The sequence below is a fragment of the Variovorax flavidus genome, assembly GCF_030317145.1.
Classification (GTDB): domain Bacteria; phylum Pseudomonadota; class Gammaproteobacteria; order Burkholderiales; family Burkholderiaceae_C; genus Variovorax; species Variovorax flavidus.
In genome coordinates this window covers 1682551-1696633 of the sequence record NZ_JASZYE010000001.1, presented here as the reverse complement: position 1 = coordinate 1696633, position 14083 = coordinate 1682551, and the positions used below count along the sequence as shown (strand labels likewise).

At 67.5% G+C, this 14083-nt stretch carries 15 protein-coding genes; 8 read left to right on the top strand and 7 right to left on the bottom strand.

Annotated elements, in window-relative coordinates; translation table 11 throughout:
- Positions 1-41: 41 nt before the first annotated feature.
- The gene (locus tag QTH90_RS08220) at positions 42-482 is read right to left on the bottom strand and encodes an OsmC family protein (RefSeq protein WP_286604302.1); all 441 of its coding nucleotides are present in this window, start codon (positions 480-482) and stop codon (positions 42-44) included.
- Between the two features lie 172 nt (positions 483-654).
- On the opposite strand from QTH90_RS08220, the gene QTH90_RS08215 reads away from it, so the two are divergent.
- Positions 655-2346, top strand: a complete 1692-nt coding sequence (locus tag QTH90_RS08215) for a long-chain fatty acid--CoA ligase (RefSeq protein ID WP_286663975.1) — start codon at positions 655-657, stop codon at positions 2344-2346.
- A gap of 31 nt (positions 2347-2377) precedes the next feature.
- Here QTH90_RS08215 and QTH90_RS08210 read toward each other — a convergent pair whose 3' ends face one another.
- On the bottom strand, positions 2378-3220 hold the full coding sequence (locus tag QTH90_RS08210; RefSeq protein ID WP_286663974.1) for an IclR family transcriptional regulator: 843 nt from the start codon (positions 3218-3220) through the stop codon (positions 2378-2380).
- A 101-nt stretch (positions 3221-3321) separates the two neighbouring features.
- Here QTH90_RS08210 and QTH90_RS08205 point away from each other — a divergent pair, with 101 nt between their 5' ends.
- Together QTH90_RS08205 and QTH90_RS08200 are read left to right on the top strand one after the other, a co-directional pair.
- On the top strand, positions 3322-4299 hold the full coding sequence (locus QTH90_RS08205) for a Bug family tripartite tricarboxylate transporter substrate binding protein (RefSeq protein ID WP_286663973.1): 978 nt from the start codon (positions 3322-3324) through the stop codon (positions 4297-4299).
- A 13-nt stretch (positions 4300-4312) separates the two neighbouring features.
- The gene (locus QTH90_RS08200; protein ID WP_286663972.1) at positions 4313-6673 is read left to right on the top strand and encodes a cytochrome P450/oxidoreductase; all 2361 of its coding nucleotides are present in this window, start codon (positions 4313-4315) and stop codon (positions 6671-6673) included.
- Between the two features lie 18 nt (positions 6674-6691).
- Here the strand turns inward: QTH90_RS08200 and QTH90_RS08195 are convergent, their stop codons facing one another.
- From QTH90_RS08195 to QTH90_RS08180, 4 genes are read right to left on the bottom strand one after another with little or no spacing between them, the layout of a single operon-like run.
- Positions 6692-7093 carry a lysozyme inhibitor LprI family protein gene (locus QTH90_RS08195; protein ID WP_286663971.1) on the bottom strand — a complete coding sequence of 134 codons (402 nt, stop codon included), beginning with the start codon at positions 7091-7093 and terminating at the stop codon, positions 6692-6694.
- A gap of 26 nt (positions 7094-7119) precedes the next feature.
- The gene (locus QTH90_RS08190) at positions 7120-7605 is read right to left on the bottom strand and encodes a RidA family protein (RefSeq protein ID WP_286663970.1); all 486 of its coding nucleotides are present in this window, start codon (positions 7603-7605) and stop codon (positions 7120-7122) included.
- A 2-nt stretch (positions 7606-7607) separates the two neighbouring features.
- Positions 7608-8045: a PaaI family thioesterase gene (locus QTH90_RS08185; RefSeq protein ID WP_286663969.1), complete on the bottom strand. Its 438-nt coding sequence runs from the start codon at positions 8043-8045 to the stop codon at positions 7608-7610.
- On the bottom strand, positions 8042-9379 hold the full coding sequence (locus QTH90_RS08180) for an NAD(P)/FAD-dependent oxidoreductase (protein WP_444814691.1): 1338 nt from the start codon (positions 9377-9379) through the stop codon (positions 8042-8044). The genes QTH90_RS08185 and QTH90_RS08180 overlap by 4 nt, the downstream gene beginning before the upstream one ends.
- 163 nt (positions 9380-9542) lie before the next feature.
- Between QTH90_RS08180 and egtB the strand changes: the two genes are divergently transcribed.
- The 5 genes from egtB (at position 9543) to QTH90_RS08155 (ending at position 13404) form a co-directional block, all read left to right on the top strand.
- Positions 9543-10790: an ergothioneine biosynthesis protein EgtB gene (gene egtB, locus QTH90_RS08175; RefSeq protein ID WP_286663968.1), complete on the top strand. Its 1248-nt coding sequence runs from the start codon at positions 9543-9545 to the stop codon at positions 10788-10790.
- Complete coding sequence (gene egtD, locus QTH90_RS08170) at positions 10790-11767, top strand: L-histidine N(alpha)-methyltransferase (RefSeq protein WP_286663967.1); 978 nt, start codon at positions 10790-10792, stop codon at positions 11765-11767. The genes egtB and egtD overlap by 1 nt, the downstream gene beginning before the upstream one ends.
- A 46-nt stretch (positions 11768-11813) precedes the next feature.
- Complete coding sequence (locus QTH90_RS08165) at positions 11814-12116, top strand: DUF427 domain-containing protein (RefSeq protein ID WP_506555367.1); 303 nt, start codon at positions 11814-11816, stop codon at positions 12114-12116.
- Complete coding sequence (locus QTH90_RS08160) at positions 12113-12853, top strand: 2OG-Fe dioxygenase family protein (RefSeq protein ID WP_286663965.1); 741 nt, start codon at positions 12113-12115, stop codon at positions 12851-12853. The genes QTH90_RS08165 and QTH90_RS08160 overlap by 4 nt, the downstream gene beginning before the upstream one ends.
- 104 nt (positions 12854-12957) lie before the next feature.
- On the top strand, positions 12958-13404 hold the full coding sequence (locus QTH90_RS08155) for a universal stress protein (RefSeq protein ID WP_286566834.1): 447 nt from the start codon (positions 12958-12960) through the stop codon (positions 13402-13404).
- A gap of 22 nt (positions 13405-13426) precedes the next feature.
- Here QTH90_RS08155 and QTH90_RS08150 read toward each other — a convergent pair whose 3' ends face one another.
- Positions 13427-14065, bottom strand: a complete 639-nt coding sequence (locus QTH90_RS08150) for an RluA family pseudouridine synthase (protein ID WP_286663964.1) — start codon at positions 14063-14065, stop codon at positions 13427-13429.
- Between the last annotated feature and the right edge of the window lie 18 nt (positions 14066-14083).

Here is a 14083-nt window from a genome sequence, read left to right as displayed (position 1 = left end):
GATCATAAACAGCGCCTTCGAGGAGGCGGCCAGCGCTCGATTCAGCTCTTGAGCGTGGCCTTCAGCGTGATCTCGGGCACGCTGGCGAGCGCCTTCGACAGCGGGCAGCCGGCCTTGGCGCCGGCGGCCAGTTCCTGGAACTTGGCTTCGTCGATGCCCGGGATGCTGGCTTCGAGTTCGAGTTGGATGCGGTCGATCTTGAAACCCGGGCCGTCCTTGGCGAGGCGCACCGCGGCCTTGGTGTCGATCGAGTTGGCGGTGAAGCCCGCGCCTTCGAGCGCGAAGGCGAAGGCCATGGTCAGGCAGCCGGCATGCGCCGCGCCCAGGATCTCTTCCGGGTTGGTCCCGCGCTTGTCGTCCTCGAAGCGGCTTGCGAAGCCGTAGGGGTAGTCCTTGAGGGCGCCGGTCTCGGTGCTGATCTGGCCCTTGCCGGTCTTGCCGGCACCTTCCCAGTGAACGCTTGCGTGCTTGTCTGCTGCCATGTGAACTCCTCGGTGGGTGGTTGGAACGGAGCCTGCCGTTGTACGGCATATCGCGGGCTCCGTCTGTCGGTCATTGGTGCAAGAAGAGAGTCGCCCATGTGACGGTTTCGGGGCTTCCCCGATGCAGGCACCTCGTCGGGCGTCGTAGGCTCTCACGCTGTTTGGAGACTGTATGGATCGCCCGCACTACAAATTCTGGCCGCAGCGCCTTCCCCGTTCGATCACCGTTCCCGCCACCTCCCTGTGGCACAACCTCGCCACCGCCGCCGCCCGTTTCCCCGACAAGGCGGCACTCGTCTTCTTCGGCAGCGAGATCACCTACCGCGAATTCGCGGCGCAGGCCGAGCGCCTCGCCGGCACGCTGCACGCGCTGGGCGTGAAGCGCGGCGACCGGGTGCTGCTCGACATGCAAAACTGCCCGCAACTCGTGATCGCGCACTTCGCGATCCTGCGCGCGAATGCCGTCGTGGTGCCGGTCAATCCCATGAACCGTGCCGAGGAGCTGAAGCACTACATCACCGACCCGGACGCGAGGGTCGCGATCACCACCGGCGACCTCGCGCCCGAACTCGCCAAGGCCAGCAACGCGCTGGAGCCCAAGGACCGGCTCGCGCACATGATCGTCACGCAGTTCACCGACACCTTCGATGCCGAGGTGACCGGCGACGAATCGCCCGCTGCGGCCTGGCGCGGCTGGCTGCTGACACGCCACCCCCTGCCTGCGCTCGAAGGCGGCGCCGTCATGGCCTGGACCGATGCGATGAACGCAGGCCATGCGGCCCCCGAGCACGTGGTCGGCGCCAACGACATGGCGCTGCTGCCCTACACCAGCGGTACCACCGGGCTGCCCAAGGGCTGCATCCACCACCATTCGAGCCTGATGCACAACGCCTTCTCCGGCCAGCTGTGGGGCCTGGGCTCGTCTGAGGCCGTGGTGCTGGCCGTGGTGCCGATGTTCCACATCACCGGCGTGGTGAGCATGATGCACACCACGATCCTGATGGCGGGCACGCTGGTCATCATGCCGCGCTGGGACCGCGACGTCGCCGGGCGGCTGATCTCGCGCCGCAAGGTCACGAGCTGGACCAACATCCCCACCATGGTCATCGACCTGATGGCCAGCCCGAACTTCGCGAACTACGACCTGAGCAGCCTGGTCTACATCGGCGGTGGCGGCGCGGCGATGCCGCAGGCCGTTGCGCAGCGCCTGCTCGAGCAGTTCGGCCTGAAGTACCAGGAGGGCTATGGCCTCACCGAAACCGCTGCGCCCTCGCACGCCAATCCCTTCGAGAACCCGAAGCAGCAATGCCTGGGCATCCCGTACATGAGCACCGATGCGCGGGTGGTCGACCCCGACACGCTGACTGAAATGCCCATCGGCGAATCGGGCGAGATCATCATCCACGGCCCCGAAGTCTTCCAGGGCTACTGGAAGCGACCCGATGCGACGGCCGCGGCCTTCATCGAGTTCGAGGGCAAGCGCTTCTTCCGCTCGGGCGACATGGGCCGCATGGACGAGGACGGCTATTTCTTCATGACCGACCGCCTCAAGCGCATGATCAATGCGAGCGGCTTCAAGGTCTGGCCGGCCGAGGTCGAACTGCTGATGTTCCGTCACCCCGCGATCCAGGAAGCCTGCGTCATCGCGATGAAGGACGCCTACCGTGGCGAGTCGGTCAAGGCGGTGGTCGTGCTGCGCGCGACGCACAAGGACACGACCGAACAGCAGATCATCGACTGGTGCCGCGAAAACATGGCGGTCTACAAGATCCCGCGCGCGGTGCAGTTCGTCGATGCGTTGCCGAAGAGCGGCAGCGGCAAGGTGATGTGGCGCCTGCTGCAGGAGGCGGAGAGCAAGTCCTGACGGGACCGGCGCGAGCGCATCGCGCCGTCACTCAGTTTCCTGGCCGCGGGGCCGCGTAGCCCAGTTTGGCGCTGGTGGCTTGCGCCTCGCGCCGAACCGCCGTTGCGATCGGGCCGTTCGCAGACGGATCGAAGCCCCCGCTGGCGCCCAGGGCCGTGAGGACCGCGCACACCCGCCCCGTGAAGTCGAACACGGGGGCAGCCACGGCGCTGATGCCGCGCAGATAGACGTCCCTGACGACAGCACAGCCGGCGGCCCGGACTTCGCTCTGCAGGCTGTCGATCGGATTCGGCATGGGCAGGAGGGCGAGCATGTCCGGAGTCGCCGCCGCCAGTTCTTCTTCCGCCAGGGTCCGCACGCGGGCCTCGTCCAGCAGCCCCAGGAAGACGCGCCCGGTGGCCGACCAGACCAGCGACATCACCGAGCCGGCACGCACATTGACCGTCACGGGCAGGCCGGGCTCCTCGAACCGCATGATGGTGGGCCCCTTGTTGCCCATGAGCGCCACGAAGCAGGTGATCTCCAGGCTCTCCCGCAGCCGGACCAGCGCCGGCTCGGCGAGGCGGATCGGCTCGGCCTGCCGCATGGCCGTCAGCCCGATCTGGATCAGTTCGGGCCCGAGGAAATAGCGCTGGGAACTTGTGTCCTGGTCCACCAGGCCCTCCTGGATCAGGCTCGCCAGGTAGCGATGCACCTTGGCCGGGCTTTCCCCCACCTGCGCAGCCAGTGCGGACAGGCCGGCGCTGCCGCCCATCGCCGACAAGGTTTTCAGCACGGCCATGCCGGTTTCGGCCGACTGCACGCGTTGCCGGCGCTCCAGCACTCGCGGGGCGGCGGCGTCCGAAGCTGCGTCGGGACTCTGGGTCTTGCTCATGGCGCTTGATCCTACTCAGGGGGCTGGGGCGGTAGAAACCCCATGTTTTGATTACGCATAGCGTATAACAATTACGCAAATCACTCATGAGGATCGACCCGATGAAGAAGCTTCTTGTTGCGACGCTGCTGGCGTTGCCCGTCCTGCATCTGCCCGCGCTCGCGCAGCAGGCTCCGTCGACGTATCCGGCCAAGCCGGTCCGATGGGTCGTTCCGTATGCGGCGGGTGGCGGCTCCGACTTTCTCGCGCGCACCATCGGCCAGACCTGGTCGACGCAAGCGGGCCAGCCGGTCGTCGTCGACAACAAGCCGGGCGGCAACACGGCGCTCGGCGCCGCCGAGGTCGCGCGGGCCGCGGCAGATGGCTACACGGTGCTGTCGGCCGACAACGGCACGCTGGTCTTCAATCCGGTGCTCTACAAGTCGCTCAGCTACAGCCCCACCAAGGACCTCGCTCCCGTCACGCTGATGGGGCGCTTCCCGATGATCCTGGTCGTCGGCCCCGGCATCGAGGTCAAGGACGCCAGGGACTTCATCGCCCAGGCCAAGGCGAAGCGCGGCGGCATCAACTACGGCTCGGCCGGCGCCGGCAGTCCGCACCACCTGGCGATGGAACTGCTGAAGTCCGAAGCCGGACTGGAGATGGTCCATGCGCCGTATCGCGGCGCCGCCCCGGCCCTGGCCGACGTGGCCGGCGGTCAGATCCCGGCCATGATGGTCGATCTGGCCGCAGGCGCCGGCTTCATCAAGGGCGGCAAGGTCAGGGCGCTGGCCGTGGCCAACGCGACACGGCTGCCGCAATTGCCGGACGTGCCGACCTTCGCTGAACTGGGCTACAAGAACGTCGAGGCCGCGGCGCTGGTCGGCATGGTCGTGCCTGCGGGCACGCCCCCCGCGACGATCGCCGCGATCAACAAGCAGGTCGTCGCGGCGATCCACGACCCGGCGGTCACCAAGCGGCTGGTCGACTTCGGCGTCGAGCCGGTCGGCAACACGCCGGCGCAGTTTGCGGAGTTGCTGAAGGCCGAAACCATCAAGTGGCAGAAGCTGATCCGCGATCTGAACATCTCGCTCGACTGAGGAGGCGCGCGCCATGAAGAGTGTTGAAGTCGCGCTTCGAACGGCCGGTTGTCCCGTCGCGCATGGCGCGTTGTCCGGCGAGCGAACGCCGACCGGCTGTCCGGTCAGCCAGCGCGCCGCGGACTTCGATCCATTCGAGGACGGCTACCAGCAGGACCCGCCCGAATACGTGCGCTGGGCGCGCGAGAAGGAGCCGATCTTCTGGAGCCCGAAGCTCGGCTACTGGGTGGTCACGCGCTACGACGACATCAAGGCGATCTTTCGCGACAACATCACCTTCAGCCCCGCCATCGCGCTCGAGAAGATCACGCCGACCGGCGACGAGGCGAACGCGGTGCTCGCGTCCTACGGCTTTGCGCTGAACCGCACGCTGGTCAATGAGGACGAGCCGGCGCACATGCCGCGCCGCCGCGCGCTGATGGACCCGTTCACGCCGGAGGAACTCAAGCACCACGAGCCGATGGTGCGGCAACTCGCCCGCGAGTATGTCGACCGCTTCATCGACGACGGCCGCGCCGACCTCGTGGACCAGATGCTCTGGGAAGTCCCCCTGACCGTGGCGTTGCATTTCCTCGGCGTGCCCGAGGAAGACATGGACACGCTGCGCCAGTATTCGATCGCGCACACGGTCAACACCTGGGGCCGGCCGAAGCCGGAGGAACAGGTCGCCGTGGCGCATGCGGTCGGCAACTTCTGGCAGTTCGCCGGCAAGGTGCTCGACAAGATGCGGCAGGACCCGGAGGGCGGCGGCTGGATGCAGTACGGGCTGCGCAAGCAGCGCGAGCTGCCCGACGTCGTCACCGACTCGTACTTGCACTCGATGATGATGGCCGGCATCGTCGCGGCCCATGAGACCACCGCCAACGCGACCGCCAATGCGATGAAGCTGCTGCTGCAGCACCCCGACGTGTGGCGCGACATCTGCGAAGACCCGAGCCTGATCCCCAACGCCGTCGAGGAGTGCCTGCGTCACAACGGCTCGGTCGCGGCATGGCGCCGCATCGTCACGGCCGATGCGCAGGTGGGTGGCCTAGACCTGCCCGCCGGATCGAAGCTGTTGATCGTCACGTCGTCGGCCAATCACGACCAGGCCCACTTCGCGGATGCCGACCTGTTCGACATCCGGCGCGACAACGCGAGCGACCATCTGACCTTCGGCTACGGCTCGCACCAGTGCATGGGCAAGAACCTGGCGCGCATGGAGATGCAGATCTTCCTGGAGGAGTTCACGCGGCGGCTGCCCCACATGCGTTTGTCGGCGCAAGCGTTCTCGTACGTGCCCAACACCTCGTTTCGAGGGCCGGAGCATCTGTGGGTGGAATGGGATCCCGCACACAACCCGGAGCGCTCGCTGCCTGCGCTGCGCCGGCCGGAGGTTTCGGTGCCGGTGCGCCTTGGCGAGCCGTCGAAGGGCGCGATCACGCGGCCGGTGGTGGTCGAGAGAGTCGCCCGGGTGGCGGACGGCATCGTGAAGCTGCGCCTCGTCGCGCCGGACGGCCGGCCGATGCCACGCTGGACGCCGGGTTCGCACATCGACATCGAATGCGGCCATCCGGAACTCTCGCGGCAGTACTCGCTGTGCGGCGACCCCGATGACGCGAAGGCGCTCGAGATCGCCGTGCTGCGCGAGGCCGACGGCCGCGGCGGCTCGGCCTGGGTGCATGCGAACGTGAAGGCCGGCGACAAGCTGAAGATCCGCGGCCCGCGCAATCACTTCCATCTCGACGAATCGGCGAAGAAGGTGATCTTCATCGCCGGGGGCATCGGCATCACGCCCGTGAGCGCGATGGCGCGCCGCGCGAAGGCGCTGGGCCTCGACTACTCCCTGCACTACAGCGGTCGCTCCCGGGCCAGCATGGCGTTGGTCGACGAACTGGCCGCGCTGCACGGCGGGCGACTGGTCGTCTACGCAGGCGACGAAGGCCGGCGCAACGACCTGGCAGCCTTGCTCGCCACGCCCGAACCCGGCACCCAGATCTACGCCTGTGGTCCGGTGCGCATGCTGTCGGCGCTGGAGGCGCATTGCGCCGCCTGGCCCGAGGACGCGCTGCATGTCGAGCATTTCGAGTCGACCCTGCGAACCCTGGACCCGTCGCGCGAACACGCCTTCGACGTCGAGCTGAAGGACTCCGGCATCGTCGTGCACGTGCCGGCCGACCAGACCGTGCTGAGCGCTCTGCGCGCGGCCAACATCGATGTGCAGAGCGATTGCGAGGAGGGCCTCTGCGGCTCCTGCGAAGTGCGCGTGCTCGCCGGCAAGGTCGACCACCGCGATGTCGTGCTCACGCGCGCCGAACGCGAGGCCGACACGAAGATGATGACGTGTTGCTCACGCGCCTGCATGGGCGGCGGCAGGCTGGTGCTCGAACTGTGATCGGACCTGGGCGCTGCTTCAGCCCTTGATCCAGTCCTTCAGCTGCTTCGTGCGCTGCTCGGTATGCTCGATCTTGCAACTCAGCGCCGCGACGTCGCGGATGGTGCCGGCGGCATTGAGCGTGTACTTGGCATTGCAGTCGCTGTCGCGGAACTGCACCCATGCGCGCTGCGCCTGCTGGAGCAGCTTTTTCGTGCCTGCGTAGTCGGTGGTGTCGGTCTTGCCGTCGCTCGCGAGCGACTTCACGAGCGACTGGTAGGCGGCGTTGAGTTCCTTGTCCTTGCGCGCCAGCGTCTGTTGCGCGCACTCGTTGATCTCGACGGTGTTCTTCTGGGTCTTGCACGGGTCTGGCGCTTGCGCGAGGGCCGCGCAGGAGGCGAGCAGGACCACGGCACCGAGGCAGAACTGGAGTTTTTTCATCGGCGACCTTCGCGAGGGATTGGAATCTATCCGCTGAACTCGACCTCGGCCTCGATCTCGACCGGAATGTCGAAGGGCAGCTCTGCCAGCCCGACCGCGCTGCGTGCATGGGCGCCGATCTCAGGGCCGTACAGCTGGATGATCAGGTCCGAGAACCCGTTGATCACGGCCGGCATCCGATGGAAGCCCGGCGCCGCGTTGACCATGCCGAACACGCGCACCCACGCGGTCACGCGGTCCAGGTCGCCGATGGCACGTTGCAGGCTCGCGAGCATGCCAAGTGCGGTGAGCCTCGCGGCCTGGTAGCCCTGCTCGATCGTGAGCTCGCGTCCGACCTTGCCCAGCGGTGCGGACAGGGTGCCGTCGCTGTTCTGCGGGCCATGGCCCGAGATGAATGCACGCTCGCCTGAGAGCCGTACCCATGGGAAGGGCAGCGACACACCGGGCGGCACCGCGACGGGCGGCGGCAGCACCAGGCCGAGCGACTGAAGCTTGCTTTCGATGCGGGCCATGTTTACCCCTTCGCGTAGAGCACCATCTGGGTGCAGCGGAAGAGGGCGATGGTCTTGCCCGTCTCCCGATGCCTGACCACCGAATCCCAGACCTGCGTCGTCTTGCCGAGATGCACCGCCGTGGCCGTGCATTCGATCGTGCCGTCGCGCGCCGTTCCGAGATGGTTGGACTTGAGTTCGATGGTGGTGAAGCCCGTCGCGCCTTCGGGAAGACTGGCGACGCAGCCATAGCCTGCGGAGGTGTCGGCCAGCGTGACCACGCTCCCCGCATGCAGGAAGCCGTTGGGCGCCATGAGCGCCTTGCGCACGGGCAGCTCCGAGCGCACCTCGGACGGGCCGACGTGGGTGATCACGATGCCGAGATAGCCGGGCAGGTTCTCGGCGCCGCGCTGGTTCAGTTCATCGGCGGTGGGTGCTCGCCTTGCGGAGTTCGTGCTCATGATTCACCTCGTCCCCTGACATCCGCGACCACGCGCGCATGCCGCTGAAAACTCCAGTACGCGCTCGCCCAATCCATCAGCACCACGGTGCGATTGCGGAAACCGATCAGGAAGTAGGCGTGCGCGAACAGCCAGAAAAGCCACGCCATGCGGCCCGAGAAGCGCAGGGGGCCGAAGGGTGTGCCCAGGTCGACCACGGCCGAGTTGCGGCCGATCGTGGCCAGGTTGCCGTAGTCTCGGTAGCGGAAGGGCTCGGTCGGCTGGCCCGCGATGCGGCGCAGGATGTTGGCCGCGGCGGCGCGTCCCATCTGCTTGGCACCGGGCGACACGCCGGGCACGGGCTTGGGCTCCTTGCCGGGCCGATGGCTCAGCGCGGCCGCGAGATCGCCGACGACGCTGATGTCCGGATGGCCCGGCACGCTCAAGTCCGCCAGCACCTTGACGCGGCCGGCACGGTCCGTCTCCACGCCGGTCGCCGCGGCGAGCAAGCGGCCCAGCGGCGACGCGGCGACGCCTGCCGCCCAGATCACGCAGTTGCATTCGATCCGGTGGCTGCCCACGCCCGCCCCGCCGTCGCTGAAAGGCGATTCGACGTGCAGGCCGGTGGCATCGACGGACGTCACCTTGGCGTTGAGGCGCACCTGGACGCCGAGCTTCTGCAACTGGTCCTGCGCGCGCTGGCTCAGCGACTCGGGCATGGCTTGCAGCACGCGCGGTCCGCCTTCGATCAGCAGCACCTCGGCGCTTCCCGGATCGATGTGGCGGAACTCGCCTTCGAGCGTGTGGCGCGCGATCTCCGCGAGCGTGCCGGCCATCTCCACGCCGGTGGGGCCGGCGCCGATCACGGCGAAGGTCAGCAACGCGCGCCGGCGAGCCGGGTCGGACTCGACCTCGGCCGCCTCGAAGCTCATGAGGATGCGGCGGCGGATTTCGAAGGCATCGGCCAGCGTCTTGAGGCCGGGCGCCATCCGCGCCCAGTCGTCGTGGCCGAAATAGCTGTGCGTTGCGCCGGCGGCCAGGACCAGATGGTCCCAGGCGAGGCGGGTGCCTCCGGCGAGGTGGACTTCGCGGCCCACCGGGTCGATCTGCGTGACCTCGCCCAGCAAGGTTGTGACATTGGGTTGCCGTCGGAACAGGAGCCGCACCGGCGCCGCGATCGAAGGCGCGGCCAGCCCCGCCGTGGCGACCTGATAGAGGAGGGGCTGGAACAGGTGGTGATTGGTTTTGTCCACCACCGTGATGTCGACGTCGGCGCGCTGGAGCTTGCGCGCCGCCTCCAGCCCGCCGAACCCGCAGCCGACGATGACGATGTGGGGGCGGCCGGTTTTGCTCATCCGGCGGATGATACGCAGGCCATGGCACGTCACGGCGACTTGTGCCAAAGTGTCGCGTTCCGCTGCGCCGGCGTTGCGGCACCCCCCGCTGCGCGATCTTGTCCTACGGCGTTTGCCTGTGTGCATGGGCTAAAAAACCGTTCAAGTCAAAACTGGAGTTCCCATGAACCTGATCCGGCCGGCTTTGCCAGCAGCGGACGACCTGCGCGATCGTTTTCGAACGGTACGCGCACACAGCCTGGCGCTGGCGGCTCCGCTGTCGGCCGAAGACCAGTGCATCCAATCCATGCCCGATGCCAGCCCCACGAAGTGGCACCTGGCGCACACCACGTGGTTCTTCGAGACCGTGCTACTGCAGCTGCATGCGGACGGCTATCGCGTGTTCGACCCGCGTTTTCACTATCTCTTCAATTCCTACTACGAGGCGCTGGGGCCGCGTCATCCCCGGCCGCAGCGGGGGCTACTGACGCGGCCGTCGCTCGACGAGGTGCACGCGTACCGCCGCCATGTGGACGAGGCGGTGGATGTGCTGCTGGGCAGCGCGCGTGAGGACGCCTGGACGACCATCGAAGGCATCGTCACCCTCGGCCTGCATCACGAGCAGCAGCACCAAGAGCTGATCGTCACCGACATCCTGCACGCGCTGTCGTGCAATCCCTTGCTGCCGGCGTACCGCACAGCGACGGTGCCGACCTTGCGGCTGGCTTCCGTCGCACCCGCGATGCGCTGGTTGTCGCAGCCCGGCGGAGTGGTGCAGGTCGGCCATGGCGACGCGGGGTTCGCGTTCGACAACGAGACGCCGCGCCACGCTGCGCTGCTGCAGCCCTACGCCATTGCGGACCGGCTCGTGAACTGCGGCGACTTTGCGCAGTTCATCGCCGACGGGGGCTACCAGCGGCCCGAGCTATGGCTATCGGACGGCTGGGCTGCGGTCCAGGCGCAAGGGTGGCGTTGCCCGGCCTACTGGCTGGCGCCGGACGATCCGCGCCTCGTGCACCAGGGCGTGACGGCCGGGTGGCAGGTCTTCGGCCTGCACGGCGTGCGGCCGCTGGAGGCGAGCGCACCTGTCGCGCAGCTCAGTTTTTACGAGGCTGCCGCGTATGCCGAGTGGGCCGGCGGGCGGCTGCCGACGGAATTCGAATGGGAGGCTGCGCACGATGCGCCGGGCATCTCGCAGATGAGCGGCCACGTGTGGCAGTGGACGCGTTCGTCCTATGACCCGTACCCGGGTTTTCGCCCGCTCGCGGGCATCGCGGCGGAATACAACGGCAAGTTCATGGTCGGCCAACTCGTGTTGCGCGGCGGCAGTATCGCCACGCCGGACGGGCACACGCGGCCGAGCTATCGCAACTTCTTCCCGCCGGCGGCGCGCTGGCAGTTCTCGGGGCTGCGGCTCGCGAAGGACCTCTGATGGGCACTCCTGCATTCAATCTCCATGCGTTCCGGGCTGCGCAACGGGCCGCGCCGCTGTCCGATTTCGCCCGCGAACTGTTCGCGGGCCTCAGCCTGGGTTCGCGGAGCATCTCGCCGAAGTTCTTCTACGACGTCGCGGGTTCGGCGCTGTTCGATCGCATCTGCGAGTTGCCCGAGTACTACCCGACCCGCACCGAGGTGCGCATCCTCACCGAGTGCGCGGACGAGATCGCCGCGCAGATCGGCCCCAACGCCGAGATCGTCGAATTCGGCGCAGGGTCGCTCACCAAGGTCCGGCTGCTGCTCGATGCGCTCGAGGCGCCGAAGCGCTATGTGCCGATCGATATTTCCGGTGAGCACCTCGAGGCGGCGGCGGAGCGCTTGCGCGCGGACTATCCCCGGCTCATCGTGCAGCCCGTGGTGGCCGACTACACGATGCCGCTGGTGCTGCCCTCGCGGGACAAGGGCGCCGGCCAGCGGGTCGGCTTCTTCCCCGGATCGACCCTGGGCAATTTCAGTCCTGACGAGGCGCTGGCTTTCCTGCAACTGGCGCACCGGCTGTTGCGTGGCGGCGGGCTGCTGCTCGGCGTCGACCTCGTGAAGGACCCGGCGCTGCTGCACGCGGCCTACAACGATGCGCAGGGCGTGACGGCGGCGTTCAACCTGAATCTGCTGCGGCGCGCCAACGCCGAGCTGGACACCGACTTCGATCTCGACGGCTTCACGCATGCCGCCTTCTACAACTCGCCGATGCGGCGCATCGAAATGCACCTGGTGAGCCGCCGGGCGCAGTCCGTCACACTCGACGGCCAGCGCTTTGCCTTCGAGGAAGGCGAGACGATCCACACCGAGAACTCGCACAAGTTCACCGTGGAGGGGTTGCGTGCGCTCGCCGTGAGGGCCGGCTTCCGTCCCGCCGCGGTATGGACGGACCCGGAGCGCCTGTTCAGCGTGCACTGGCTTCAGGCGGCCTAGCTCGACCCGCGAAAGGAATGTGCTACTTTCGTGGATTGAGCGGCGCATCGCGCCACGGAGTCAACAAATGAAAGCAACCTGGAACGGCGCCACCATCGCCGAGAGCGACGACACCGTGCTCGTCGAAGGCAATCACTACTTCCCGATGGATTCGCTCAACCGCGACCATGTGACCTTCAGCAATCACAAGACCACGTGCGCGTGGAAGGGTACGGCGAGCTATTACTCGCTGCTGGTCAACGGCGAACTCAACACCGACGCCGCGTGGTACTACGCAGACCCCAAGCCTGAAGCGGAGATGGTCAAGGACCGCGTCGCGTTCTGGAAGGGCGTGAAGGTGACGGAGTGAGCACTGCGTTCAGCCCACCATTCACACCACCCGACCGACTCGTTCCCACCTTGCGCCAGGATGGCTATGCCGTCCTGAGCCCACAGGGCGTGGCCGATTGGCTGGGCGCGCCGCTGGCGCAGCTCGATGCCTTGCATGGCGATTGGGCCCATCTGCCGCCCGACGAATACCTGAAGGACGGCGGGCGCTACCGCACGCGTCGTCATGCCTGTTTCACGGTCGAGGAATCCGGTGTCGAGCAGGTGCCGCATCGCGCGCACTGGCAGCCGGTCGAATACAACGCGCTGCATGGCGGCATGCAGCGCTGGTTCGCGCCGATGGAGCCAGCGACGGTCGCCCAACCGGTCTGGCAGCGGCTCATGAGCGGACTCGGCGACGTGACGAGCGGCTTGCGCGGCACCCAGCGCTGGTATGCCGAGGCGCACCAGTTCCGCATCGACACCACCGACGGCATCGGCCGGCCGACGCCGGAAGGCGCGCACCGTGATGGCGTCGATCTGGTCGCTGTCGCGCTGGTCGGCCGCCACAACATCAAGGGCGGCGAGACGCGCGTGTTCGAAGCCAGCGGACGGCGCGGCGAGCGCTTCACGATGACCGAGCCGTGGACCCTACTGCTGCTGGACGACGCCCGCGTGATCCACGAATCGACCCCGATCCAGCCGCTGGTGGAAGGCGAGCCGGGCTGGCGCGACACGCTGGTCGTGACCTGCCGCGCCGGTGGTTTCCAGGGCGATTGAGGTCGCGGCGCGGACCGTAGACGTCCTACATCCGCAGCCGTGGGCTTGGATGTAAATTCGAGGCCCGATTCGCCCGCGAATCCTGTGCATGAAAGAGGTCAGCCATGTTCAATCACATCCTGGTCCCGATTGACGGGTCCGAAACGTCGATGCTGGCGGTCAGCAAGGCCAGCGGGCTGGCCCTGGCCTTCGGCAGTCGCATCACGCTCATCCACGTGGTGGACAACTATCCCTTCATCGGCGTGGGCGCTGACTACGCGCTCGGCCAGAACGAATACCTTGCCGCCGCCACCAGCAGCGCGAATGCCGCGCTGGCGCGAGGCGTCGCGGCGCTCGCCGCCGAAGGCCTGCACAGCGACCAGCGCGTGATCGACGGACACGTCGTGCATGAAGGCATCGTCGATACCGCCATCGCGATCGGGGCCGACCTGATCGTGATGGGTTCGCATGGTCGAACGGGCATCGAGAAGCTCCTGCTCGGCAGCGTGACGCAGCGCGTGCTGCAGGACGCCAAGGTGCCGGTGCTCGTGGTCAAAGGCGATCTCAGCTAGCAAGCGCCAGGCTGGCGTCCCATCACGCAAAAGGCGGCGGGCTCTCGAAGCGGCAAAGTCTCCCATCGGCAGGGTGCTCGAATTCGAGCACGGTCGCGTGCAGCAGCAATCTCGGCGCGCGACGTTGAATGTCTTCATCTCCATAGAGCGCGTCGCCGAGGATCGGGTGGCCGATCGACAGCAGATGCACACGCAATTGATGGCTGCGACCCGTCAGCGGCTCCAGCCACAGGTGGCTGGCCCGGCGCTCGGGCAATGGCTGTTTCACGCGCCATCGCGTCTGGCTGGGCTTGCCGGCCGCGTCGATTTTCTGCAGGGGCCTGCGCGGCCAGTCCGCCATCAGTGGCGCATCGATCAATGACCATTCGTCGGACGTCGGCAGCAGGCCGTCGACGATGGCTTCGTAGCGCTTGCTCACTTGCCGGCTGGCGAAGGCGTCGCCGAGCGCGCGCTGCATCACCGGGTTGCGCGCCATCAGGACCAGGCCGCTGGTTGCCATGTCGAGCCGGTGCACCACCAACGCCTCGGGCCATCGCCGCATGGCACGGGCGCTGAGGCAGTCCTGCTTGTCCTCGCCGCGGCCGGGCACGCAGAGCAGGCCGGCGGGCTTGTCGAGCACCAGCAGGTGCGGGTCTTCATGGATCAGGTGCAGGTCGGTCATCGCAGGCCGAGTCTAGAA

What these genes read in the sequence shown, in the direction of transcription:
- QTH90_RS08220 (WP_286604302.1), bottom strand. Translation starts at nt 482, where the DNA reads ATGGCAGCAGACAAGCACGCAAGCGTTCACTGGGAAGGTGCCGGCAAG.
- QTH90_RS08215 (WP_286663975.1), top strand. Translation starts at nt 655, where the DNA reads ATGGATCGCCCGCACTACAAATTCTGGCCGCAGCGCCTTCCCCGTTCG.
- QTH90_RS08210 (WP_286663974.1), bottom strand. Translation starts at nt 3,220, where the DNA reads ATGAGCAAGACCCAGAGTCCCGACGCAGCTTCGGACGCCGCCGCCCCG.
- QTH90_RS08205 (WP_286663973.1), top strand. Translation starts at nt 3,322, where the DNA reads ATGAAGAAGCTTCTTGTTGCGACGCTGCTGGCGTTGCCCGTCCTGCAT.
- QTH90_RS08200 (WP_286663972.1), top strand. Translation starts at nt 4,313, where the DNA reads ATGAAGAGTGTTGAAGTCGCGCTTCGAACGGCCGGTTGTCCCGTCGCG.
- QTH90_RS08195 (WP_286663971.1), bottom strand. Translation starts at nt 7,093, where the DNA reads ATGAAAAAACTCCAGTTCTGCCTCGGTGCCGTGGTCCTGCTCGCCTCC.
- QTH90_RS08190 (WP_286663970.1), bottom strand. Translation starts at nt 7,605, where the DNA reads ATGGCCCGCATCGAAAGCAAGCTTCAGTCGCTCGGCCTGGTGCTGCCG.
- QTH90_RS08185 (WP_286663969.1), bottom strand. Translation starts at nt 8,045, where the DNA reads ATGAGCACGAACTCCGCAAGGCGAGCACCCACCGCCGATGAACTGAAC.
- QTH90_RS08180 (WP_444814691.1), bottom strand. Translation starts at nt 9,379, where the DNA reads ATGAGCAAAACCGGCCGCCCCCACATCGTCATCGTCGGCTGCGGGTTC.
- egtB (WP_286663968.1), top strand. Translation starts at nt 9,543, where the DNA reads ATGAACCTGATCCGGCCGGCTTTGCCAGCAGCGGACGACCTGCGCGAT.
- egtD (WP_286663967.1), top strand. Translation starts at nt 10,790, where the DNA reads ATGGGCACTCCTGCATTCAATCTCCATGCGTTCCGGGCTGCGCAACGG.
- QTH90_RS08155 (WP_286566834.1), top strand. Translation starts at nt 12,958, where the DNA reads ATGTTCAATCACATCCTGGTCCCGATTGACGGGTCCGAAACGTCGATG.
- QTH90_RS08150 (WP_286663964.1), bottom strand. Translation starts at nt 14,065, where the DNA reads ATGACCGACCTGCACCTGATCCATGAAGACCCGCACCTGCTGGTGCTC.